Genomic DNA, 22,147 nt, shown 5'->3' with positions numbered 1-22,147 from the left:
GCCAGTTGATGCAATCAACTCTGGTCATGGGCGCAGTATAGGTGCTAATCTGTGCATATTAAATCGACGAATTCGCAGTTTTGATTCGCAAAAATGCACAGACAAAACTCAGCTTCTGCTAATACTCCTGACAAACCGGGGCAGCCTGCCACGCGGCTTGACTGGGATGACTTGCGCTATATCCTGGTGGTAGCCAGGGCCGGTTCGCTGTCTGCTGCCGCCCGTGTTTTAAAAGTCACCCACTCCACGGTATTGCGCCGCATAGAAGCCATAGAAGCAAAGATGGAAGTACGCTTGTTTGAGCGTCTGCGCACGGGTTATGTCTGCACAGAAGCTGGTGAAAGCCTGCGGCACGCAGCAGAACAATGTGAACCCCTGATTGCACAAGCCGAGCGCGAAATCATGGGCGGCGATACCCGTCTTACCGGTCATGTACGTGTCACGACTGCCCATGTAGTCGCCATGTATTTGTTGCCCTCTGCACTGGCAAGATTTCATGCATTACACAGCCAGATCGAAGTCGAAGTGCGCACCGCCCGCGAAAGAGTGGACCTGGCACGGCGCGAAGCCGATGTAGCGATACGCATGTCGGCTGATGTGCCGGATACCCTGGTAGGGCGGCAGTTGGGACAAGTCAGGATACGTGTGTATGGCTGGCACGATGCTGCCTATTTAGCCAAGCTCAAGTCCAGGATGTTGCTACCGCTGGAAGCCTTGACGCGGGACTTTCCCTGGATAGGCTTTGATGGTCAGGACAGGAGTTATGACCGCTGGGTTGATGCCCATGTGCCATCCCAGGTCGTAGTGGCTCGTGCTGATCATTTCCCCAGTGCGACAGCCCTGATCAAGACCGGTATGGGCATCAGCATCTTGCCGGAATTTGTGGCTCAGGATGTGCCTGGTTTGCGCGCCCTGTCTGAACCAATTCCAGCCTTGCAGTCCCCTTTATGGATGCTGACACATGTGGATTTACGTAATACCGCAAGAGTGCGTGCTTTCATGCAGATTGCTGGTAATGCATTGGAAGCAGCCTTGAAGTAAGACCTCCCTGAGGGATAAACATGCAAAATTCATTGAATCCTGGCAAGCGATTTTTCCTGCGGCTTTTCCTCTTTATTGCCGGCCTGTGTCTGGCCATGCTTTGCCTTGCGGGTATAGCACTGCTCATGTTCTGGGCACCAGATAAACCCGTGGATGAGTTGAAAGCCCGCTGGGCTCCGCCGCCATCGCAATTCATTAATGTCAGTGGCATCTCAGTACATGTACGTGATGAGGGCAGGCGTGATGACCCTGTCCCCATCGTGCTAATACATGGCACCTCTGCCAGCTTGCATACCTGGGAAGGCTGGGTGGCTGAATTGAAAGACCAGCACCGCGTGATCAGCATGGACATCCCGGCCTTTGGCCTGACCGGCCCCAGGGCTGACGCTGATTATCGCAGCACTACTTATGCCAAATTCATACTTGATTTGCTTGATAGTATGCAGGTCAGTCATTGCATCATCGCTGGCAATTCCCTTGGCGGTGAAGTAGCCTGGCAGGTTGCTGTAGCAGCGCCGCAAAGAGTAGAGCGCCTCATACTGGTGGATGCTGGTGGCTATGCTTTTAAAGCTGCCTCCATCCCTTTGGGATTTCGCGTCGCCCGTATACCGCAACTGGCCTGGATAGGTGAGCACATCTTGCCACGTCATTTGATGGAAACCAGTGTGAAAAACGTCTATGGCAATACTGACAAAGTCACGCCAGCCCTGGTGGACAGGTATACCGCCATGACTCTACGTGAAGGTAACCGTCACGCGCTGGGCCAGCGCTTTCAACAAACCAGTTCTGGTTCACATGCAGCCAGCATCAAGACCATACATGTTCCAACACTGATTATCTGGGGTGGGCAAGACAGACTGATACCGCCAGAATATGCCAGCAAATTCAATCAGGATATCGCAGGCAGCAAGCTGGTGATATTCGACAAGCTGGGTCATGTGCCACATGAAGAAGATCCGGCGGCGACGGTAGCTGCAGTGAAGGATTTTTTGAAATAAATCTCTGGATGCGCTGGATGTAAACGCAAAAAGCCCACCAGGGGTGGGCATTCCATTCATTCCGGCAAACTGACAACAACCCATGCTATCTGCGTGGTGTCATTGATTGGTGCATCACCCGTGCTATCTGCGCGGTGCAATGTGGGGGTGTTTGCCTGTTCTTGCTGGTCCGCTATAGTTCGGTCCATGACAGGAGTTACCACGAATGAGATCCTTCAACACTTCACTACACCATTTCCCGGTTCGCATATACGTATACATGCAAATCCAGCCGGTGAGAATGAAGGCGCTTTGGAGTAGGCTGAGCTTACTCTGCGGTCTTGTTCACAGGATGCACTATGCATCCTTTAACGACAATACCATTTTCTCTTAATCCATACTATCTGCATGGTACCAAGAGCCGGTAAGTATCATTCTGCGCATCAGCATTTTGTGCAAGACGAAAACGCTGACAGATGAAGGGTGCCGCCATGCGATTGACTAATCCCCAGCAACCCATACTATCTGCATGGTGCCACTGGCCGGTAATACTGAATTAGTCAAAAGCGCTGCGACTGGGCAAATTTGATTTGCCCGACAAGGTCAATAAAGACCCTGGTCTGATATTAGGACAGAACCTGGATGTTGCTGGCTTTGTCGCCTTTAGGACCGGCTGTGCGCTCGAAAGACACACGCTGGTTTTCGCTCAGGCTTTTGAAACCGCTGGACTGTATGTCCTGGAAGTGGGCGAACAAATCTGCACCACCTGCATCAGGAGCGATAAAGCCGAAGCCCTTAGCATCGTTGAACCATTTAACTATACCTGTTTGAGTACTCATGTTTTTTTCCTTTTGATAAAACCATGGGCAAAATCGCCCAAAATGGACTTGTAAGCAAGTGATAAAACCAGTGGAAAAAAGACAGAACAGCCAGAGAGATAAAGCTATGCGGAATTGGGACCAACAAATTAAGGACTTGATGCAAGTACAGGACGAAATATACACGTTTACTTTGAAAGTGCCTAATTTTCTTTAAAAATATTTTGAAGGGCGATGAAAAGCCAGGAGCAGCGGCATCTAATTACTTTGCCGTAACAGTCAGAAGAAAAAAGTATTTCCAGGCAAATGTGTCTGAGAAATTAGCGCATCTTCACAGGAAAACAAATAGTAAAACTGTGCAATGTAACAATTGATTTTCTTGCTTGACAAGGTGCAGAGCGAACCCGATTATCTAGCATGAAAGACAAGATATTTTTGCAGTCCCCCAAGCAAGAAAAATGATTTGTTGATCATTCTTTCGCGAGACCAACCGCACACTTTAAAGGCGTCAGGCAATGAAACATTATTTTGAATATCAGGATTCCAAGTCTTACAAATTTTGGCAAGTTGAAATTGAAGCGAATACCTTGAATGTGAAGTACGGCAAGATAGGGACGGCAGGCCAGGAAAAAATCAGCAGCTTTGATACGCCAGAAAAAGCACAAAAAGAAATGGAAAAGCTGATCAGTGAAAAAACCAAAAAAGGTTATGTAGAAAAAACCGATGCCAGCTCCAAAAAAATAGCACGACGTATTGCAGTCAGTTACGACGAGGCCGAAGAGGGCAAGACCTTGCTGGAAAAAGTAACAGCGTTCCTGGAAACGGCACAGGCAGCGGAAGTTGAATCACTGGTCATCGCAGCATGGGAAGAACCGCATGAAACCGGCCCGCAAGAATCTCTGGACTTGCTGATCGCAAATCCAGGCAAACTGCCGCAGTTGAAAGAGTTATTTGTGGGCGACATGGATTCCGAGGAATGTGAGATATCCTGGATCATCCAGGCGGATTACACCAAATTGTTTGCTGCCTTCCCCGCGCTGGAACGCCTGCACATCAAAGGCTCTACCGACCTGACTTTGTCTACTGAGGCTCTGAAGCATGAGAACTTGAAAGCACTGACCATAGAATGCGGTGGCTTGCCCAAGAAAATAATAGATGTCATTTCCTCAGCCCAGTTACCCAATCTCGAATACCTGCAACTGTATATCGGTGTTGATGAATACGGGTTTGATGGCAAGATCGACGATCTGCGTCCTTTCATGCAAAAAGGTCTGTTCCCCAAACTGAAACACCTGGGCCTGGTGGATAGTGAAATTGCCAATGAGATAGCGATTGAAATTGCACAATCATCCGTACTGGAGCAACTGGAAACGCTGGACCTGTCTATGGGCACGCTCAGCGACGACGGTGGCCGTGCCTTGCTGGACAGCAGCAAGATAGCGGGGCTTAAGAAACTGGACTTGCATTATCACTACCTGTCGAATGACATGATCAAGGAATTCAAAAAAATGACTATCCTTGTCGATGTCACTGATCAACAGGATATTGAAGATGAATGGCGTTATCCAGCAGTCACTGAATAAGACAGATGCAACAGAAATCCCGTTTTGTACTGATAGGCAATCCTGAAAATCGGCGTGTACATTTTTTTCAGGAAGCATTGCAGCAAGCAGGGCAGGATGCTGCCTTGGTCACCCCCTACCTGAGCATCTTGAATGGGCAATGCAAACTGTCTGATGTACTCAGGGATGGTGACACGGTAAGGATAGAGTCGCCTGGTGAAAACTTTGCCGTGGAAAAGAAAATACTCGCCCTCGGTGGTCTGGAAAATGCCAGCGAACTGGAAGATGAACGCGGCAGGATTTATCATCCGCGAATATGGTTCCAGGGATTTTCCAGATTGATGGAATCAATCGCACAGCAGATAGTTGGGCTGAATTGCTTCAATCATCCTGAAGACATCATCAGCATGTTTAACAAGACCTTATGCAAGCAAATATTGCCTGCCCATACGCTACCCAGTCTGCCGGTCTTTTCCAGCTATGATGAATTTTTTTCTTACTCAGAAACGCAGGCGTACAGCCGTTTTTTTATCAAACTGAATTCCAGTTCTTCTGCATCGGGCATCGTTGCCTATGAATACAATAAGAAAAATGGCAAAGAGCAGGCATACTCTACGGTAGAGCTTGTTCATGCTATTGACGGTGACCGTTACTACAATTCACTGAAAATCAAAAAATATACTGCGCGAGAAGAGATAAGAAATATCTTGAATTTTTTATTTACGCAAGGTGCCATGGTAGAAAGCTGGATACCCAAGGCAAAGCATGAAGACAGTTCTTACGATCTGCGGGTAGTGGGTATCGCTGGCCAGCGCAGGCATGCCATTGCCAGGCTCAGTCGTGGCCCCATGACCAATCTGCATCTGGGTAACCAGCGCTGTGCAGTGGATGAACTGGAATTGCCATCATCTACCTGGCAAGAGATTGATGCCCTGGTAGGAAAAACCATGCAGGCGTTCCCGCGTTCCCTGTACGCCGGGCTTGATATCCTGTTGCCAAGAGATGGAAAGACAGCCGTGTTGCTGGAAGCCAATGCCTTTGGCGATTTGCTGCCTAATTTGCTGCACAATGGCGAAAATACCTATCTGGCAGAAATCAATGCAGTCCTGGAAAGGCAGAGGCTGGCTCATGCTTAATAAAAAAAAGGCTAGTCTGCTTTTTGATCTCGACAATACTCTGGTAGACAGGGATGCTGCCTTTCATGCGTATATGCAGAATTTCATCGTCAGAAATCAAGCAGCGTTTTCTGACGAGGACATGTCTGTAGTTCATGATGAAATGATTGCACTGGACTGTCATGGCAGAAAAGACCGCAAGCTTTTTTGTCATGAGGTATTGCAACGTTTCCCTGGCCTTCCTTACACCGCAGAAAGCTTGTGGGAAGATCATATGTCATTGCCTGATTTCGTGAAGCCAGATAGCGTGCTCAATGAGATGCTGGAACGTTTATCTGCTGATTATCAACTCATGATTATTTCCAACGGTTCTGCAAATATGCAGCGTCGGAAACTACAGCGTGCAGGCCTTACAGATTATTTTGAATATATCTTTATTTCTGCTGAGGTAGGTTATGCCAAACCTGATACTCGCTTGTTTTCACATGCCTTAAACCATTGTCGCCATGCCAGTATAGTCATGATAGGTGACGACTACGTCAATGACATGCAGCCAGCCATCGCCATGCGATTGAAAACAGTTTTCATCAATCCTGAAAATGAAATCGCCGCTATCAGGCCAGACTATGAGCTATCGAGTATCCATGATCTGGAGGAGGCCCTGGCATGCATGATATGAACCAGATCATTGGCAAGAGCAATGTACTCTTCATTACTCTTGATACCCTGCGTTATGACGTTGCGCAACAAGAGCTTGCCGCCGGCCGCACGCCTTTTCTTGCCAGACTATTGCCAGCAGGTTGGGAAGAGCGCCATGCTCCCGGCTCTTTCACCTATGCATCGCACTGTGCCTTCTTCGCTGGTTTTCTTCCTACTCCGGCCAGGCCCGGTGTGCATGAACGTCTATTTTCATTGAAGTTTGCGGGCAGTGAAACCACAGGTACATCCAGTTATTGTTTCGATACGCCAGACATCGTCAGCGGATTTGCTGACATTGGTTACCGCACTATCTGTATAGGCGGGGTCGGTTTTTTCAAGAAGCAAAATCCATTGTCGTGCGTCTTGCCCAATCTGTTCCAGGAAAGTTATTGGCAGCCAGATTTTGGCGTGACCGATCCTGACTCAACCAGGCATCAAGTTGAATTTGCCGTAGAGTTGCTGCAACAAAAACCTGATCAAAAAGTTTTTTTATTTATGAATTTATCTGCACTACACCAACCCAATTGTCATTACCTGCCCGGTTCAGGTGGTGATAGCCTGGCCAGTCATGCTGCGGCATTGCGTTATATCGATAGCCAGTTGCCCCCCTTGTTTCAAGCGCTCAATCAAATGGGTGACACCTTTGTGATTATCAGTTCCGATCACGGCACCACCTATGGCGAAGACGGTTTTACTGGCCATAGGCTGGGGCATGAAAAAGTCTGGACTATCCCCTATGCTGATTTTCATATGACGCGCGGGAGTCTGACATGACAGAGATAGTTCATGTATTTCGCCGTTATCTGGAGGAGACTAATCGTTTTCAAAGTTATCTGTATTCTTATCCGCACAAAACCGCATACAGGAATTTTGAAGAAAAGCTGGATTTGAAAGAACTCTGGGCAACAGAGAAAAAGCATGCGCTGTATCTCTACACGCATATTCCTTTTTGCCGCATGAAATGTTCATTCTGTAATTTGTTTACGGTGTCGCATCCCAGGGAAGACCTGGTCAATCTGTACCTTAAAAAAGTCCAGCTGGAGGCAGAAGTGGTAAGGGATAGCCTGGGTGATTTCAACTTTGCCGGTTATGCTATCGGTGGTGGAACACCCAGTCACCTGGACATCACGCAACTTGAGCAATTGTTTACTGTATACACCGATACCTTGGGCGTAGACTTGAAAAACACACCAGGGTCCTTTGAGATTTCGCCTGATACCATCAATGATGAAAAGCTGACTTTCCTGTCGCAACATGGTGTGCAAAGACTCAGCATAGGCATACAAAGTTTCATCGAATCCGAAGCGCGTTCGGTAGGGCGGGTGCAGCCAGAAACCGTGATGGAGCCGTTACTCGAAAAAATAAGCAGTTATCAATTCCCGGTGTTTAACCTGGACCTGATTTATGGCATCCCTGGACAAACTGCGGAAACCTGGCTGGCATCGTTGCAAAAAGCGGTACAGTTTCAACCAACTGAAATCTTCCTGTATCCCTTATACGTGCGCCCGTTGACTTCGCTATTCAAGAAACATATCAGTATACAAAACGAAGACATACGCAGCACGCTTTACCGGATAGGGCGAGACTTTTTGCAGGCCCAGGGTTATGTGCAAGATTCCATGCGTCTGTTTCGCAAGCCAGTTGCTGGCATGCTTGAGAGTTCAGAATATTCATGTCAGGAAGATGGCATGATAGGCCTGGGCACGAATGCAAGGTCTTACACTACAGATGTGCATTACTCGACAGAATATGCAGTGGCCAAACCGAATGTGGCAGCAATCATCGATCACTATGTCGCCAGGGAACGCGCTGACTTCATGGTGGCAAATTACGGGATACGCCTGTCTGAGGACGACAGGAAACGGCGTTACCTGATCAAGTCTTTGCTAAAGGCGCAAGGACTGGATGCTGCGCATTACCAAAGCATTTATGGTACGAATGTGTATGCTGATTTTCCTGAATTGCAGACCTTGCTGGACATGAATCTTGCGCAAGAAAATGCCGGGCGCATGCAGTTGCAAGGCGAGGGCATGGCTTATTCTGATCTTATCGGCCACTGGTTTATTTCGCCCGCTGTAAAAAACAAAATGCAGGAGTATGTCGTCAAATGAGCCTGAAAGTCATATATCGCGGCCACCTGACAGATTGCAATTACAGTTGCGAATACTGCCCGTTTGCCAAGGAAAAAAACAGCCGCGAACTGCAGGCGCTGGATAAAAAAGACCTGGACAGATTCGTAGACTGGGTAGAGCAAAACAGTAGCGCAGACCAGCCCATGGAAGTGTTTATTACACCTTACGGTGAAGCCCTGGTGCGTAAATGGTATCAGGAAGCGGTGATACGTTTGTCGCATCTGCCTCACGTGAGCAAGGTGGCGGCACAAACCAATCTGGCCTGGAATACAGAGTGGTTGTCCCGTTGCAATAATCAGACCACGGCTTTGTGGACGACTTATCATCCTGACTTTGTGACGGAAGAAAAATTCCTCAGCAAATGCAATGAACTGGCCGCATTACAGATACGTCATAGTGTAGGTGTAGTGGGGCTAAAACAACACTTCCCGCAAATTACTTCTCTGCGCCAGCGCCTGCCACAGGATGTGTATATGTGGATCAATGCCTATAAGCGTGAAGTGGATTATTACTCAGAAGAAGAAATCGCTTTCCTTGAGGACATTGATTACCTGTTCAGGTTGAACCTGCCCTGGTATGAAAGCATTGGTAAGGACTGCAAGGCTGGCAGTGAGGTGGTGTCTATAGAAGGTAATGGCGACCTTTTCCGCTGTCACTTCATCAAAACCCGTAAAGGCAATATTTTTACAGACACGCTAGCCAGCATGCTCAAGAAAGAGAGCTGCAGCAAAGCGACTTGCCACTGCCACATAGGCTACATCCATCTTGACTCCATGAAGTCGCATGAAGTGTATGGCAGCGGCCTGCTGGAAAGGATACCTGTGCGTTTTGCCTGATAAGCGGAGATGAGATAAACGATTTTTCCTTATATGTTTTTTTCATGCTTTAAGCTGAAAACAATCGTTTGTCGTCTATGCACAAGGAAGTAATATCGGTTCAACCTAAAGTTCATTTGCATAGAAAGAGACAGCGCATGAGTACCGCATCATATTCCACATTATATTCCACACCATCTTCATTTTTACCAAGAAGGCGTAATGCATTACTGGTAACGGCCTTCCTGGCGGCCTTTTCTGCACAGGCACAAGAAATCATCCCACCACAATCAGATACAGTGATCGTGACTGGTACACGCAGTATCAAACGTACCGTGTCAGACTCTGAAGCACCGGTCGATATACTGACTTCCAAAGATTTGCAATCTACAGGCTCTGGCGAGCTGGCAGCGGTGTTGAGCCGTTTGTTGCCGTCTTTGAATTTCCCGCGTCCTGCGGTGGCAGACGGTACATCCGCCAGCCGCCCGGCACAATTACGCGGCCTGTCACCTGACCAAACCCTGGTGCTGGTGAATGGCAAGCGCTGGCATACCTCGGCTGTGGTGAATGTGAATGGCACGGCAGGGCGCGGCTCTTCACCGGCTGATTTGAATACCATCCCTATCAGTTCGATTGAAAAGATAGAAGTCTTGCGTGATGGCGCAGCGGCGCAATACGGTTCAGATGCGATTGCCGGTGTCATCAACATCATCCTCAAAAAAGGTGCAAATGGTGGTGAAGTGCAACTGGGTGGCGGACAATACAGCAAGCGTGATGGTACCCAGGCCAGCGTCTCAGCCAATTTTGGTACGGCATTGGGTGACAAGGGCTGGGCGCGTTTTACCGCAGAACAGCGCAACCAGAATGAAACCAACCGCGCTGGTGCTGATTTCCGCAATCCGGTAGAACCCTTGTACGGCAGGGTCAACCAGGTACAGGGCGACCCCAAGCTGCAACAGACCAACCTGGGTGCCAATGCCTCGCTGGCACTGGCGACAGATATAGACCTGTACGGCTTTGCCAACTACAGCCGTCGCAGCACCGATGCTGCCGCAACCTGGCGTACCGCCTATACCACAGGTACGACTTTGCGCACCCCGCTGTATCCGAACGGTTTTTTGCCAAATGAAGCGGCAACCAATACGGATGTGTCTGTCGTAGGCGGCGTCAAGGGACGTACTGATGGCTGGCGCTGGGATGCCAGTGTCAATTATGGTTCCAGTGAATTCAGTCTGGATGTCAACAATACCGTCAACTTGAGCCTGGGTGCCACCAGCCCGACAAAATTTTATGCCGGCAAGTTGAAAAATACCCAGACCCTGGCAAATTTTGATGCGGCGAAAGAATTTGAATTTGCCGGTCTGGCGAATCCGCTGACGCTGGCCGTCGGTGCAGAATATCGCCGCGACCAATATGAAATTGGTGCGGGTGAAGCGAATTCCTATTTCGGTAGCGGTGCCCAGGGTTTCTCTGGTTTCCAGCCTTCGAATGCAGGCAGCTTCAGCCGCCACAGTGCATCCATCTATGCCAATATCGAAGCTGAACTGAGTAAGCAACTGAGTGCTTCGCTGGCTTTGCGTCATGAAAACTACAGCGATTTTGGTAGCGTCACTTCTGGAAAATTGTCGGGCCGTTTTGAATTCACCAAAGAATTTGCCTTGCGTGCTGCTGTGTCGAATGGTTTCCGTGCTCCTTCACTGGCGCAACAGAATTACACAATATCCACGACTAACCTGCTCACCATCAACGGTACATCGCAACTGGTGGATACCGGTACTTTTGGTGTCGCCACGGCTGCTGCCAAAGCCTTGGGTGCAGTACCGCTACAAGCAGAAAAATCACGCAATTACAGCCTGGGCGCAGTTATACAGCCAAGCAAGAATGCGACCCTGAGTATTGATGCCTACCAGATAGATATTGATAAGCGCATCCTGTATTCTGGCAACCTGGTCTTGCCTGCGGCTTTGCAAAGCGTGCTGGCACAGCAGGGTGTATTGGTAGGCGCGGCACGTTATTTCACCAACGCGCTCGATACCAAGACCCGTGGCGTTGATGTAGTTGGTTCTTACCAGATCCCGCTGTCTGGTGCAGACAAGCTGGGCTTTACCGTGGCCTACAATCACAATGACACGACAGTCAAAAATGTCGCTGCCAATCCGGCGATTCTGACGCAAAACAATCTTTTGCTGATAGACAGACAAACCATCAACCGCGCAACCGAGGCGACACCAAAAGACAAATTCAGTATCGCTGCTGACTATGCCTTTGCCAACTGGAATATCCATGGCCTGGCCACCCGCTATGGCAGTTTTGTCTCGCCACAAAATAATGTCACTCTGGATCAGACTTATAGCGCCAATGTGGTACTGGATCTGGCTGCCAGCGTGAAACTGGGCAAATGGACTATCAGTGCCGGTGTCGATAACCTGACTGATAAATACCCTGATCTGGTGACATCGGCAGGCAATTTGAATTCTGGCGGAACACTGCCGTACAGCACATTCTCGCCTTATGGTTTCAATGGTCGTTACTACTATGCGAAGGCTGCTTACGCCTGGTAATGACGTGATTTGAACTGGTTTTTTGTTAAGGGCTGCTTTATGCAGCCCTTTTTCTTTTGTATCGCCAGCTTCAGGGTAATTTTAAATAACGGCATTTATTTATCGATAAACAGTAAATAAATATTGTTTTTCGAAATTTTTGATTTAGAATTAACACCATTAATTCAATCAGGAGCCAAGATGCAAGTTCAGAAACATTCCAGGATTGTCAGTATTCGGAAGTTGAGTAAATATTTTATATATTTGGCAGTATTGTCCATGATCTTTATTGTGCTTGGGACGTTGCTATTCCCTTTCGTACTGGCAAAAATACCTTCCGGAGATTTGACAATCGCAGGCTATCTCGCGAAAGCCGCTACGGTGGACGATGGATTGTCTTCTTTGTTGGCAAGTGGAATAAGTACGCAACTAAAAATAGCAGCGTCAATGGCAGCATTTTTTTTCTCTGCATTGCTATTTATGATTATTGGGCATTTGAAAAATTTAATGACCTGTTTTTATAAAGGAGAGATTTTTAACAGGCAGGCAGTTTTTCACGCGAAAAAAGCATTCAATTTAAAATTGCTACTTGTCTGTGCAAAGTTGGCTTTAGATTTTTTATGTCTCATTTTCAGTTATTTTTATCCAGGTTCTAACAGCAGTGGTGATATCAGCCACTTTATTGGAAACGTATTGGATCAACTAGCCTTGATCGCGTTTTTTTTGTTGCTGATCTGGTCGCTGGAAATCGGTGTAGACCTCAATGAAGAAGCTGAACTGACCATCTGAGGACGCCATGCCCATTACTGTTAATCTTGATGTCGTCCTTGCCCAGCGCAAGATGCGTTTGAATACTTTGGCTGAACTGGTCGATATCACGCCACAAAACCTGTCCGTATTAAAGACCGGCAAAGCCAAGGCGATACGCTTTGATACACTGGAAAAAATTTGCGAAGTGCTGGCGTGTCAACCGGGAGATATTCTGGCTTATACGCCAGATGCGCCAGATGTACCTACGACAGAAGCCTGATTTATGTGGCATCAGTCTCTGGAAATATGCCTACATATCTGGCTCGCGGACGTATGAGCTGGCCTGTTTTCACCTGTTCCATGGCATGGGCTATCCAGCCTGCTGTGCGGCCCAGCGCAAACAGGATTTGCGCTGCACCCGGTGGTAACTGGCAGGCACTTTCTACTGCGACCAGGCCATAGTCTATGTTCAGCTTTTGTCCGGTCAGGTCTTCAGCCATGTCGGCTACGGCAAACAAGCCTGCATGCTTATTCCTGTCCAGCATATTCATCAGGAGGGCGCCACGTGGGTCGCCTTCAGGGTAGAGCGGATGACCAAAGCCCGGCAGTCTCGGTGAAAAATGGTGACTGGCATCATGGCTGTGCAGTCGTTTTGCCAGGAAGCTGGGGATGTCACCTGGTGGCGTGGCCAGGGCAGCACGCAGCATGCGGCTGACACGCAGGCTTTCACCACCGTGTTTGGGGCCTGAGAGCGCGGCCAGTCCAGCTACTAATGCCATACCCATGTTCGCACCTGCAGAGGCAACACAACGTACAGTAAAAGTCGACACATTCAACTCATGATCAGCGCTAACGACCAGGGCTGCGCGTACCAGTTCTGTTTGCTCTGCATCTAACTGCCATGCAGCAGCGAGCTTTTTGTGAAATGGCCGATAGTCAGGTGTGACACCCAATAGCGACGCTGCCGTCAGGTGCATCCATAACATGGCTTTTTGATGCGCATGGATATCTGGCATTTCCTCTACTGTTTTAGTCAGCAGGGGCAATATGCTGATGGTTCTTTCGTAAGGTGACAGATGTGCAGTCAGGCCCAGCAATTTTGGCCACAGTGCAGTCAAATCAGTCAGGCAAGTCTGGGGAAGATCAGGACTTGCGTCGCAATTCCACAAAATCCATGCAGTTTGTTCTAGCGTATGCGTGCCTGCGAGTTCATCAACGGCATGGCCACGGTAGTACAGCTTGCCATTTGTTACCTGGGTGATTCTGGATTCAAGGACAGGCACGCCCCAATCTATGGCTGATTCGGCCGCACTGCCTGCTCGCTTGCTGTCGGTATTGCGTGCCAGCAGGCGCAATACATCTTCCTTTACATAGCGTTTCGCCCTCTGTCCCTGGTACTGGTGCGATTGCAGCAAGCCACGGCTGACGTAGGAATACAAGGTCGGCAGGCTGATGCCGAGCAATTCGGCGGCTTGTCTGGCAGTGAGTGAGTTATCCACGATTAATTTATATTGATAGTCAGAATCAAGATTGACCACAGTGTGATGCAGATTCTAGACTGCAAACATACAAGATCAGATGAGCGCATTGTGCGCCAGTTTGATTTTTTTGGGGAGAGCATTGTGTCGGCAGAAACTTTATTGGCATCCTTATGGCAAATGGGGGGCGGCAAGCCTGAGGCTTTACAGCAACTTACATTCAGCGACGATACGGCACAATTACCATCGACATTCCAGGTGGGTGATGTGGCCTCCGCCAGCATTGCCGTGCAAGCCCTGATGGCTGCGCAGTTATGGCAGGATCGAGGTGGAGCTGAACAAAAGATCACGGTGGACAGACGTCATGCCCTGGCCATGTTCAAGAGTGACCGCTATCTCAGCATCAATGACAAGCCTGCCGATGATCCCTGGAACAAGATAGCCGGTTACTATCAGGCGGGCGATGGTCGCTGGATACAATTGCATACCAACTTCCCGCATCACCGTGATGGCGTACTGGCTATCTTGCAATGTGCAGATGAGCGTGCTGCAGTCGCCAAAGCCATTGCTGGATGGCAAGCGGCGGAGCTGGAGCAGGTACTCGCCAATGCAGATATGTGTGCAGCCATGATACGCACAGAGCAAGAATGGCAGGCGCATCCGCAGGCACGGGCGATTGCTGAATTGCCCCTGTTTGAAGTCAGGAAAGTGGCCGATGGCCCTGTCATACCATTGAACCAAGGTAGCGGACAAACTCCCTTGCGTCCATTAAGCGGTGTCCGTGTGCTGGATTTATCGCGGGTAATTGCAGCACCTGTAGGCGCACGCACACTGGCACAACATGGGGCCGATGTATTGGCGATAAGTGCAGCACACCTGCCCAATATCATGTTGCTGGTGATGGATACTGGCCGTGGCAAACGTTCAGCGCAACTGGATTTGCGCAATGCCGGGGCGAAACAGCAATTACTTGAACTGATACGTGGTGCAGATGTTTTCATGCAGGCATACCGGCCTGGTGCTATCGCCCAACTTGGTTATTCAGTTGAAGAATTATGCGCATTGCGCCCCGGCTTGATACACGTCAGCCTGTCTGCTTATGGTCACGTCGGCCCCTGGGCAAACAGGCGTGGCTTCGATAGCCTGGTGCAATCGGCCAGCGGTATTGCAGATGCAGAAGGGCGAGCAGCTGGCAATGTAGCGCCAGGCAAGCTGCCCTTCCAGGCACTGGATCATGCAACAGGTTATCTGTTGGCGTATGCGACCATGCTGGCCCTGCAAAAACGTTCGATAGAAGGTGGTAGCTGGCAAGTCAGGGTATCGCTGGCGCAAACTGGCCGCTGGCTGCAAGCCATGTCCAGACGTGGTCTGCATGAAGATGCCGCAGAATTGCGTCCCGATGAAATCGCCAGTTTCTTGCAAACATCAAGCTCAGGTTTTGGCGAGATGCAGGCGATTGCGCCGGTAGAAAAAATGAGTCTGACACCTGCCCGTTTTGAATTGCCTGCACCAATATTGGGGCAACATGACGCAGTGTGGATGTAGAATGCAAAACATTACTATTTAGCTTCAGACATCACTGTGAATGCCAATATCCTGCAATTCAAAGTCAGACAGCCACAAGCGAAGAAGATACTGCTCATCAATCCTCCGCATACGGCCATAGGCAGCCGCATACCGCTTGAACAATTGCCACCGCTGGGCTTGCTCAGTGTCGGTGGCCCGCTGATAGATGCTGGCTTTGAGGTGGAGTTGCTGGATGCAGAATTTGGCCCCATGCCGCTATCAGCGATCCTGGAACATGTCGTGGCTGCACAGCCAGACATCATCATGATGGGGCATTCCGGTTCCACTTCTGTGCATGTCACTATAGTTGAACTGGCAGGCATGCTGAAGCAGCGCATGCAGGATATCATTCTGATTTATGGCGGCGTCTTTCCTACCTATCACTGGGAAGATGTCCTCAATGAAAACTCTTCTATCGACTACATCGTCAAGGGCGAGGGTGAGCGCACTACCGTCTTGTTGGTGCAGGCCCTCAGCACAGGCAGTGATTTGCTGGCAGTCGATGGCATTGCCCTGCGTGTCGATGGCGCGCCGTTTGCCACGCCTGCTGCGGCCATGATAGAAAAGCTTGATGATTATCGCGTGGGCTGGGAACTCATAGACCATAGCCGCTATTCTTACTGGGGCAATATGCGCGCCGTGGTCGTGCAGTTTTCCCGTGGCTGCCCTTACCTGTGCAGCTATTGTGGGCAGCGTGGTTTCTGGACTCAGTGGCGTCACCGCGACCCTGTCAAATTTGCCCAGGAACTGGCGCGCCTCTATCGCGAGCAAGGAGTGGAACTGATCAATTTCGCCGATGAATTGCCGACCGGTTCTCGCAAAGCCTGGAAGGCTTTTCTGGAAGCCCTGATTGCCGAGAACGTACCACTGACACTGGTAGGCTCCACCCGCACTGGTGACATCGTGCGGGATGCCGATATCCTGCACTTGTACAAAAAAGCCGGAGTCATACGCTTTTTACTCGGTATAGAAAGCTATGACGAGGCGGTGCTGAAAAACATCAAGAAGGGTGGCACTACCAGCGAAGACCAGGAGGCGATACGCCTGTTGCGCCAGCATGGCATAGTTTCGATGGCGACTTATGTGGTGGGCTTTGAAGAAGAAACCGATGCTGACTACTGGCGCTCATTAAAGCATTTATTACGCTATGATCCCGACCAGATACAGATGCTGTATGTGACGCCGCACCGCTGGACACCTTACTTCCCTACCGTGGCAGACCGCCGCGTCATACAAACCGATACCCGTAAATGGGATTACAAGCATCAGGTACTGGCAACCAATAAAGTTCCACCGTGGCGCGTGATACTGTGGGTAAAAACCATGGAAGTCATCATGCAGGCCAGGCCGAAAGCCATCTGGCGCATACTCAGGGGCCATGACCCAGCCTTTGCCCACGCCATGCGCTGGTATACCAGGATGGGCAGGCGCGTCTGGTTCCATGAAATTGCCGAATACCTGTTTGGAACCAGGCAGATCAAGAACGGCCCCAGCCTGGCAAAATTCTGGGGTGCATCCCTGCATGAAAATGAAGAAGCACTGGCCAGGAAAAAGAAGAAGGTGATAACTATCAAGACCAGTCCGGTGAGTTAAAGCAGGCGATGGTCCAGTTATTTACGCAGCCAGTTGCCCAGCATAGTGATGAGTTCTGGCGCTTTTTCCAGTGGCGACATATGACCGCAATCCTCGATGACATGCAAGGCGGAATGAGGCAATCCGTTCGCCAGTTTTTCTGATTCTGAAAGACTGCGCATCTGGTCATTTCTGCTGGCGACGACCAGGGCAGGGCAAGTAATCTCAGGCAGTTCATGATGACCATCTGTACGAGCTATGGACAGTTGCTGCAAGAAGACTTGTTTGCCAAGCGCCAGTGACATGGCCTGTAAATGTGCCAGCATGACAGCATCATCCTGGCGTTGCGGATGCAGGGCGCGGCGCAGGGCTGTCATGGTCTGGCCCTTGTACGGATAGTGTTCCAGTAGTTTGATTTGCTGGCGGTTCTTCATGACTTCATCTTCTGTGCTGGCGCGTGCTGAAGTGTTCAGCAAAACCAGGCCACCTATGGTTTTGTTTTTTTGATGAGCCAGCCATGCCAGGTGGCGCGCCACATAGCCGCCCAGAGAAAAACCTATGATGATGGCCTTATCTGGCAATGCCGGAAGCAGGCGCTGCGCCATGCTTTCTATGCTGTTCCCCTCATTCAAATCAGCGACATGTACTTGTCCCAATTGCTCCAGCCCGGGCAACATGAATTTCCATAAACTGGCATCACACATGAAGCCGGGGATGAGCAGGAACTGACGCGCTGGCGCTGTACCAGATATGGTGAATTCAGGCATGCGGATTAATGGTGGATGTTTATTTTTTCTTGACTGAAGTTTTTCATGGCATCAGCCATGTCGCACAGATGCTGCGCAGTGATGACGCGCAGCTCATCTTTTTCGCAGGGTACGTCAACAAAATCTATTGTTATATGGTGCGAGAGATCATCATAATTTTAAGCCATATTTGTCTTCAAGTTCCAATTTCATCAATGATATGTTCATTTTTTCTTTAGACCGTTTCTTTTTTATATCCTCTGGCGTTTTCATAAGTAGAAAGCCAAACGATTAATTTTTCAATTGCTCTCAGATTATTCAATGTTGGCGTGGACTTTGACGTTCAGGTTTTCTTTTGATTTTTTGACCTAACGGAGCAAACTCTCAATATTGATGGCCCTCACACCTGTCGCTCACATCCAGAAATAGCTATTCCGGTTTCTGATCAAGACTCAATCAAAGATATATTTCATGGCATTCTGGCTGAAGCCATCTTTGATGCATGCATTTATTCGCAGTTCGCTCTTCAAAAAAATGTAGTGGGGTAAATTCTTAAGAATGAAGGATGCTTAGAGACTGTACGTGGTGCTGTTATTAACGAAAATACTTCGCGTGTCATTTTCAAGAATGGATATGTTACAGCTCTAAGGAAAGTGTTGCTCTCGAAATAGGCTATTATGGAAAGTAAAGAACAGGTGCTGCTATATTTTTAGCGAAGGAATGGACTATGACAGTAACCCCACAAATGCTTGAGGAGTTGATGAAGGAGGTTGAGATTGAAGATCCAATCGATATGGCCGATTTACCTTTCGACGAAGATTCATTAAGAAGACTTACTGCACAACATATTTGCACCATGGCAGAATCTCTCGATAATTTTAATGAAGAGGATCGCCATATAACGCTATTGGCAGTGGCGGCGAAGCTCGTGCTAGAAAATATGGTCCTCCATATTCAACTTTATCGACGTCATGGCATTCCACTCAGCAAAGATGTTTCTGACCTGCTGCGAAATATTTCGAAGAAAAAATAGAATCGTTTATTGTCAAAAATGAACGCACCGCTTACTTTTTCGACGAATGTTGAGAATATCCAGAAGTTGGAGAAATTTAGTCACTGATTTCGGTCGTCTTAAGCTTTATCTATTCATCTCCTTAAAATTCCAAATGGTTTGCTGGCTGGAGAAGGGAGAGAGCATAAACTTGACGCATTTTTGAACTGGAAATTTTTCAATACGACTTTCCATATGCCATCCAATCTACGCTTCCTCATTATCAGCCTGATCTTATGGCCATGTTTTACATTGGCACAGCAAATGCCTTTGCAATACTTTACGCAGCGCGATGGACTCAGCAATTTGTCAATTACTGCGATGACTTTCGATAAGACGGGATATCTCTGGATAGGTACTGAGAATGGCTTATTTCGATATAACGGCGCAGGTTTCCGACGCTTTTCGGGAGAAAACGGTTTAATAGAGCCTTTCGTGACGGCTATTCATACCGACCCACAAGACCGGCTTTGGGTTGGTAGCTACGATAATCTTTATCTGAAATCAGGCGAAGGCTTCGTTCCTGTTTTAAACGCAGGGAAGAAGATGAATATATGGCCGGGGCAAAACTTTGCATCCTTGCCCAATGGATCACTATTGGTAATCAACGACCAACGCTTGTATTCGCTCACACTGCTTGACGGCAAGCCGCAGACACGTCCCTTTTTTTCTGACGAACAGATACTGCAGCAGCCTGTATTGAGCGACATTTTCAGCATCCATGCTGACACGAATGGGACACTGTGGATGGGATGTCATCAGTCGCTCTGTCAATATGGGCCACAAGGACTGAAAGTCTGGAGTAGCGCGCACGGAGTACCCGTTGAACACTGGAACAATATTATCCGGGACAACAAAGGCCAGTTATGGGCACGGGGAAGTCAGCACATCGTTCTGTTGCCATCACAAGAGCTACGTTTTTCCGATCGTACACCACCTGGAAATATCCTGAACAAAATTGGGCTGGTAAGTTCATTGACGGTAGATTCTGAGAACCGTGTACTCAGCAATGCTAATCAAGGTTTAATTCGTTGGAATAATGACCATTGGGAAGTCTTCGATGCGCGAAACGGACTGAGAACAGGTGGGGGCCTCAATGCCTTGCTATTTGACAGAGACGGTGGCATGTGGATGGGCGCGCGTGGGCATGGCCTGATTAATTGGCTGGGCTATGGGAATTGGGAAAACTGGACCACCGCGCAAGGTGTGCCTGACGACGTAGTTCTTTCTTTCCTAAGGGATCAAGCAGGTGTGCTGCATATTGGTACCCGTTCAGGACCTGCACGCATGCAGAAGCAGGAGAAGCAGGAGAAGCAGTTTGTACCTGACAAAAGCAAGCTTGACCACAATAACCACCAATGGGCGAGGCTGGTGCTGGACAAAAACGGAGTGGTATGGGGCACTACTTATTCGGGTCTGTTGATGCGATACGATGCTGGCACTGGTTTTGTTACACAGGTTGCGGCCCTGCCTCTGATTTCGGGCATGCTGGCTGACCGCAATGGCCGGCTCTGGCTGACTACTGCGAAAGGCATATTCAACGTCGATACAAACTCCGCCGGTACATTGGCGCGCCAACCTGCCGAGCTTGAGGCAGTGTTAGGTCCAAAGAGCGAACCGTTTGTTGACCTTTGCCAAAACCGTAGTGGCGATATCTGGTTTCTTTCCGAACATCGCCTGTTGCGCTTCAATGGAGCTCGCTGGGATAGTTTTCGCGTCGGCACCGAGGGTGACGGCGCAGCCATGGAAATGATCAGTTGTGCGGGTGATGGCTCCTTGTGGCTGGGCAGTGGTCAGGCCGGCTTGTGGCGGGTTGAGATTGGTAAAGATGGCATCCAGGCTTCCCGACAGGAAGTCGCCCTGCTACGCGGTAAGACCATGATTGCTGTGCATGAAGACCGTCGTGGCTGGCTGTGGGTCGGTACTGATGCAGGTATCGCTGTATGGAATAAAAAGCTATGGCGTTTCTTCAACCAGAACCACGGTCTGATATGGGATGACATCAACGGCCAAGCGTTTTATGAAGACAAGGACGGATCGATGTGGATTGCGACCAGCAACGGCATTTCTCATTTGCTTGAGCCTGAGCGATTATTTACGGCACAACAATTGAACGTATTAATCGAAAATGTCACTCAGGATGGTAAATCCTCACCGAAAAACAAGTCATTGCGCTTATCCTGGTCTCCCGAACAGCTGGAACTGACCTTGACCAGTCTGAACTTCCAGAACCGGGATGCACTCAAGTTCCATTATCGTTTGGCTGGACTGGAGAACAATTGGTCGGAATCGTTCAGGCCAGACATACGCTATACCGCGTTACCGCCGGGAAGTTATCAATTGGAATATTTTGTCAGCAATGCAGAGGCGCAAACTTTGTCTCCGTTGATGACACAGTCTTTGCTGATTCATCCCCCATGGTGGAGGACTATCCCATTTTATTTTTTATGCGGCTTTGCGATGGTCTTTTTTTTGCTCACCCTGCATCGCTACAGGTTGCGCAAATTGACCGAGCGGCAGTTACAAATGGAAGCACTGGTAAGCGAACGTACACGAGAACTTGAGCTTTCCAGAGAAGAGTTGCGCGCGCGTGCGCTACGCGATGGTTTAACCAAGGCCTGGAACCGTTCTGCCTTGATAGAAATTCTCGATAAGGAACTGGTGAAAGCATCCAGGCAAAAAACACCATTATTATTGATTTTGCTGGACCTGGATCACTTCAAACGTATCAATGATACTTATGGACATCCCGCAGGGGATACGGTGCTGCAAGAGGTAGTACGGCGACTGGAAACAGTAGTGCGGCAATACGATGCGGTAGGGCGCTACGGTGGTGAAGAATTTCTGATATTGTTGATTGACCTGGGCCTGGAAAAAGGAAGAGGGCGTGTCGAAGCTTTGCATCAAGTCATACAATCGTCCCCCATACAACTCCAGAGGCACCCGGCAATTACTGTAACTGCGAGTTTCGGTGTAATTGCGTTCGACCCGCAACACCCAAAAACTTCATCCGAGCTTATCGCTCAGGCCGACATGGCTTTGTATCGTTCAAAAGAACAGGGGCGCAATCGGATTGAGTATATTGACATTGCAGACAGCAATGCAGAATAAGCCTAGTTTATTTAAGATGGCTGATTGTCAATAATGCAAATTAGTACTTTCTATTTGCCAGCACTACTAGCAGAAAGACAAGCTGTTCATTTGCTTGCTAAATTGGTCCAGTAAGTGCCTGGATTTACCCACTGAGATTTCGTCAGCAACAGGCTCATTGCCCAGGTTAATGCC

At 49.0% G+C, this 22,147-nt stretch carries 19 protein-coding genes; 15 read left to right on the top strand and 4 right to left on the bottom strand.

The genetic code is table 11. The annotated features are described in order from the left end of the window. The first annotated feature begins 93 nt into the window (after positions 1-93). Together ACO0LD_RS08555 and ACO0LD_RS08550 are read left to right on the top strand one after the other, a co-directional pair. Positions 94-1,041 carry a LysR family transcriptional regulator gene (locus ACO0LD_RS08555; RefSeq protein ID WP_423005689.1) on the top strand — a complete coding sequence of 316 codons (948 nt, stop codon included), beginning with the start codon at positions 94-96 and terminating at the stop codon, positions 1,039-1,041. Positions 1,042-1,061: 20 nt separating this feature from the next. Beyond that, on the top strand, positions 1,062-2,039 hold the full coding sequence (locus tag ACO0LD_RS08550) for an alpha/beta fold hydrolase (RefSeq protein WP_423005687.1): 978 nt from the start codon (positions 1,062-1,064) through the stop codon (positions 2,037-2,039). 56 nt (positions 2,040-2,095) lie between these two features. Here ACO0LD_RS08550 and ACO0LD_RS08545 read toward each other — a convergent pair whose 3' ends face one another. Then, a complete protein-coding gene (locus tag ACO0LD_RS08545) occupies positions 2,096-2,227 on the bottom strand; it encodes a hypothetical protein (protein WP_305263079.1) in 132 nt (43 codons plus the stop codon). 417 nt (positions 2,228-2,644) lie between these two features. Continuing rightward, positions 2,645-2,857 carry a cold-shock protein gene (locus ACO0LD_RS08540; RefSeq protein WP_162043691.1) on the bottom strand — a complete coding sequence of 71 codons (213 nt, stop codon included), beginning with the start codon at positions 2,855-2,857 and terminating at the stop codon, positions 2,645-2,647. Between the two features lie 494 nt (positions 2,858-3,351). Here ACO0LD_RS08540 and ACO0LD_RS08535 point away from each other — a divergent pair, with 494 nt between their 5' ends. The 9 genes from ACO0LD_RS08535 to ACO0LD_RS08495 all read left to right on the top strand — a co-directional run bounded on the left by ACO0LD_RS08535 (position 3,352) and on the right by ACO0LD_RS08495 (position 12,729). Continuing rightward, positions 3,352-4,419, top strand: coding sequence for an STM4015 family protein (locus tag ACO0LD_RS08535; RefSeq protein ID WP_423005685.1), 1,068 nt, complete (start codon positions 3,352-3,354; stop codon positions 4,417-4,419). A gap of 5 nt (positions 4,420-4,424) precedes the next feature. Further along, positions 4,425-5,534: an STM4014 family protein gene (locus ACO0LD_RS08530; protein WP_423005683.1), complete on the top strand. Its 1,110-nt coding sequence runs from the start codon at positions 4,425-4,427 to the stop codon at positions 5,532-5,534. Further along, complete coding sequence (locus ACO0LD_RS08525) at positions 5,527-6,192, top strand: HAD family hydrolase (protein WP_423005681.1); 666 nt, start codon at positions 5,527-5,529, stop codon at positions 6,190-6,192. The genes ACO0LD_RS08530 and ACO0LD_RS08525 overlap by 8 nt, the downstream gene beginning before the upstream one ends. Then, positions 6,180-6,986 (top strand): STM4013/SEN3800 family hydrolase, encoded by an 807-nt coding sequence (locus ACO0LD_RS08520; protein ID WP_423005679.1) that lies wholly within the window; start codon positions 6,180-6,182, stop codon positions 6,984-6,986. The genes ACO0LD_RS08525 and ACO0LD_RS08520 overlap by 13 nt, the downstream gene beginning before the upstream one ends. Continuing rightward, positions 6,983-8,323 (top strand): STM4012 family radical SAM protein, encoded by a 1,341-nt coding sequence (locus ACO0LD_RS08515; RefSeq protein ID WP_423005677.1) that lies wholly within the window; start codon positions 6,983-6,985, stop codon positions 8,321-8,323. The genes ACO0LD_RS08520 and ACO0LD_RS08515 overlap by 4 nt, the downstream gene beginning before the upstream one ends. Continuing rightward, positions 8,320-9,180: an STM4011 family radical SAM protein gene (locus ACO0LD_RS08510; RefSeq protein WP_423005675.1), complete on the top strand. Its 861-nt coding sequence runs from the start codon at positions 8,320-8,322 to the stop codon at positions 9,178-9,180. Before ACO0LD_RS08515 ends, ACO0LD_RS08510 begins: the two co-directional genes overlap by 4 nt. Positions 9,181-9,317: 137 nt before the next feature. Continuing rightward, on the top strand, positions 9,318-11,720 hold the full coding sequence (locus tag ACO0LD_RS08505; protein WP_423005673.1) for a TonB-dependent receptor plug domain-containing protein: 2,403 nt from the start codon (positions 9,318-9,320) through the stop codon (positions 11,718-11,720). 180 nt (positions 11,721-11,900) lie between these two features. Further along, positions 11,901-12,488, top strand: a complete 588-nt coding sequence (locus ACO0LD_RS08500) for a hypothetical protein (RefSeq protein WP_423005671.1) — start codon at positions 11,901-11,903, stop codon at positions 12,486-12,488. A gap of 7 nt (positions 12,489-12,495) precedes the next feature. Further along, on the top strand, positions 12,496-12,729 hold the full coding sequence (locus tag ACO0LD_RS08495) for a helix-turn-helix domain-containing protein (RefSeq protein ID WP_423005669.1): 234 nt from the start codon (positions 12,496-12,498) through the stop codon (positions 12,727-12,729). A gap of 1 nt (position 12,730) precedes the next feature. Here ACO0LD_RS08495 and ACO0LD_RS08490 read toward each other — a convergent pair whose 3' ends face one another. Further along, positions 12,731-13,948, bottom strand: coding sequence for a citrate synthase family protein (locus ACO0LD_RS08490; RefSeq protein WP_423005667.1), 1,218 nt, complete (start codon positions 13,946-13,948; stop codon positions 12,731-12,733). A gap of 123 nt (positions 13,949-14,071) precedes the next feature. Between ACO0LD_RS08490 and ACO0LD_RS08485 the strand changes: the two genes are divergently transcribed. Next, a complete protein-coding gene (locus ACO0LD_RS08485) occupies positions 14,072-15,472 on the top strand; it encodes a CoA transferase (protein ID WP_423005665.1) in 1,401 nt (466 codons plus the stop codon). Between the two features lie 36 nt (positions 15,473-15,508). Beyond that, positions 15,509-17,086 carry a magnesium-protoporphyrin IX monomethyl ester anaerobic oxidative cyclase gene (gene bchE, locus ACO0LD_RS08480; protein WP_423005663.1) on the top strand — a complete coding sequence of 526 codons (1,578 nt, stop codon included), beginning with the start codon at positions 15,509-15,511 and terminating at the stop codon, positions 17,084-17,086. Between the two features lie 17 nt (positions 17,087-17,103). On the opposite strand, the gene ACO0LD_RS08475 is transcribed toward bchE, so the two are convergent. After that, positions 17,104-17,832 carry an alpha/beta fold hydrolase gene (locus ACO0LD_RS08475; protein ID WP_423005661.1) on the bottom strand — a complete coding sequence of 243 codons (729 nt, stop codon included), beginning with the start codon at positions 17,830-17,832 and terminating at the stop codon, positions 17,104-17,106. Between the two features lie 706 nt (positions 17,833-18,538). Between ACO0LD_RS08475 and ACO0LD_RS08470 the strand changes: the two genes are divergently transcribed. Both ACO0LD_RS08470 and ACO0LD_RS08465 read left to right on the top strand, forming a co-directional pair. Continuing rightward, a complete protein-coding gene (locus ACO0LD_RS08470) occupies positions 18,539-18,844 on the top strand; it encodes a hypothetical protein (RefSeq protein ID WP_423005659.1) in 306 nt (101 codons plus the stop codon). A 138-nt stretch (positions 18,845-18,982) separates the two neighbouring features. Further along, positions 18,983-21,973, top strand: coding sequence for a diguanylate cyclase (locus ACO0LD_RS08465; RefSeq protein ID WP_423005657.1), 2,991 nt, complete (start codon positions 18,983-18,985; stop codon positions 21,971-21,973). Positions 21,974-22,147: the final 174 nt, after the last annotated feature.

The organism is Undibacterium sp. Ji83W (assembly GCF_049340385.1).
Classification (GTDB): Bacteria; Pseudomonadota; Gammaproteobacteria; order Burkholderiales; family Burkholderiaceae_D; genus Undibacterium.
This window is presented reverse-complemented; position numbering and strand designations above follow the sequence as displayed.

Excerpts from the sequence above, each read along its gene's own strand:
- ACO0LD_RS08500 (WP_423005671.1), top strand. The coding sequence starts at position 11,901 with ATGCAAGTTCAGAAACATTCCAGGATTGTCAGTATTCGGAAGTTGAGT.
- ACO0LD_RS08475 (WP_423005661.1), bottom strand. The coding sequence starts at position 17,832 with ATGCCTGAATTCACCATATCTGGTACAGCGCCAGCGCGTCAGTTCCTG.
- ACO0LD_RS08540 (WP_162043691.1), bottom strand. The coding sequence starts at position 2,857 with ATGAGTACTCAAACAGGTATAGTTAAATGGTTCAACGATGCTAAGGGC.
- ACO0LD_RS08495 (WP_423005669.1), top strand. The coding sequence starts at position 12,496 with ATGCCCATTACTGTTAATCTTGATGTCGTCCTTGCCCAGCGCAAGATG.
- ACO0LD_RS08530 (WP_423005683.1), top strand. The coding sequence starts at position 4,425 with ATGCAACAGAAATCCCGTTTTGTACTGATAGGCAATCCTGAAAATCGG.
- ACO0LD_RS08545 (WP_305263079.1), bottom strand. The coding sequence starts at position 2,227 with ATGGACCGAACTATAGCGGACCAGCAAGAACAGGCAAACACCCCCACA.
- ACO0LD_RS08525 (WP_423005681.1), top strand. The coding sequence starts at position 5,527 with ATGCTTAATAAAAAAAAGGCTAGTCTGCTTTTTGATCTCGACAATACT.
- ACO0LD_RS08510 (WP_423005675.1), top strand. The coding sequence starts at position 8,320 with ATGAGCCTGAAAGTCATATATCGCGGCCACCTGACAGATTGCAATTAC.
- ACO0LD_RS08505 (WP_423005673.1), top strand. The coding sequence starts at position 9,318 with ATGAGTACCGCATCATATTCCACATTATATTCCACACCATCTTCATTT.
- ACO0LD_RS08555 (WP_423005689.1), top strand. The coding sequence starts at position 94 with ATGCACAGACAAAACTCAGCTTCTGCTAATACTCCTGACAAACCGGGG.
- ACO0LD_RS08470 (WP_423005659.1), top strand. The coding sequence starts at position 18,539 with ATGACAGTAACCCCACAAATGCTTGAGGAGTTGATGAAGGAGGTTGAG.
- ACO0LD_RS08515 (WP_423005677.1), top strand. The coding sequence starts at position 6,983 with ATGACAGAGATAGTTCATGTATTTCGCCGTTATCTGGAGGAGACTAAT.
- ACO0LD_RS08520 (WP_423005679.1), top strand. The coding sequence starts at position 6,180 with ATGCATGATATGAACCAGATCATTGGCAAGAGCAATGTACTCTTCATT.
- ACO0LD_RS08535 (WP_423005685.1), top strand. The coding sequence starts at position 3,352 with ATGAAACATTATTTTGAATATCAGGATTCCAAGTCTTACAAATTTTGG.
- ACO0LD_RS08550 (WP_423005687.1), top strand. The coding sequence starts at position 1,062 with ATGCAAAATTCATTGAATCCTGGCAAGCGATTTTTCCTGCGGCTTTTC.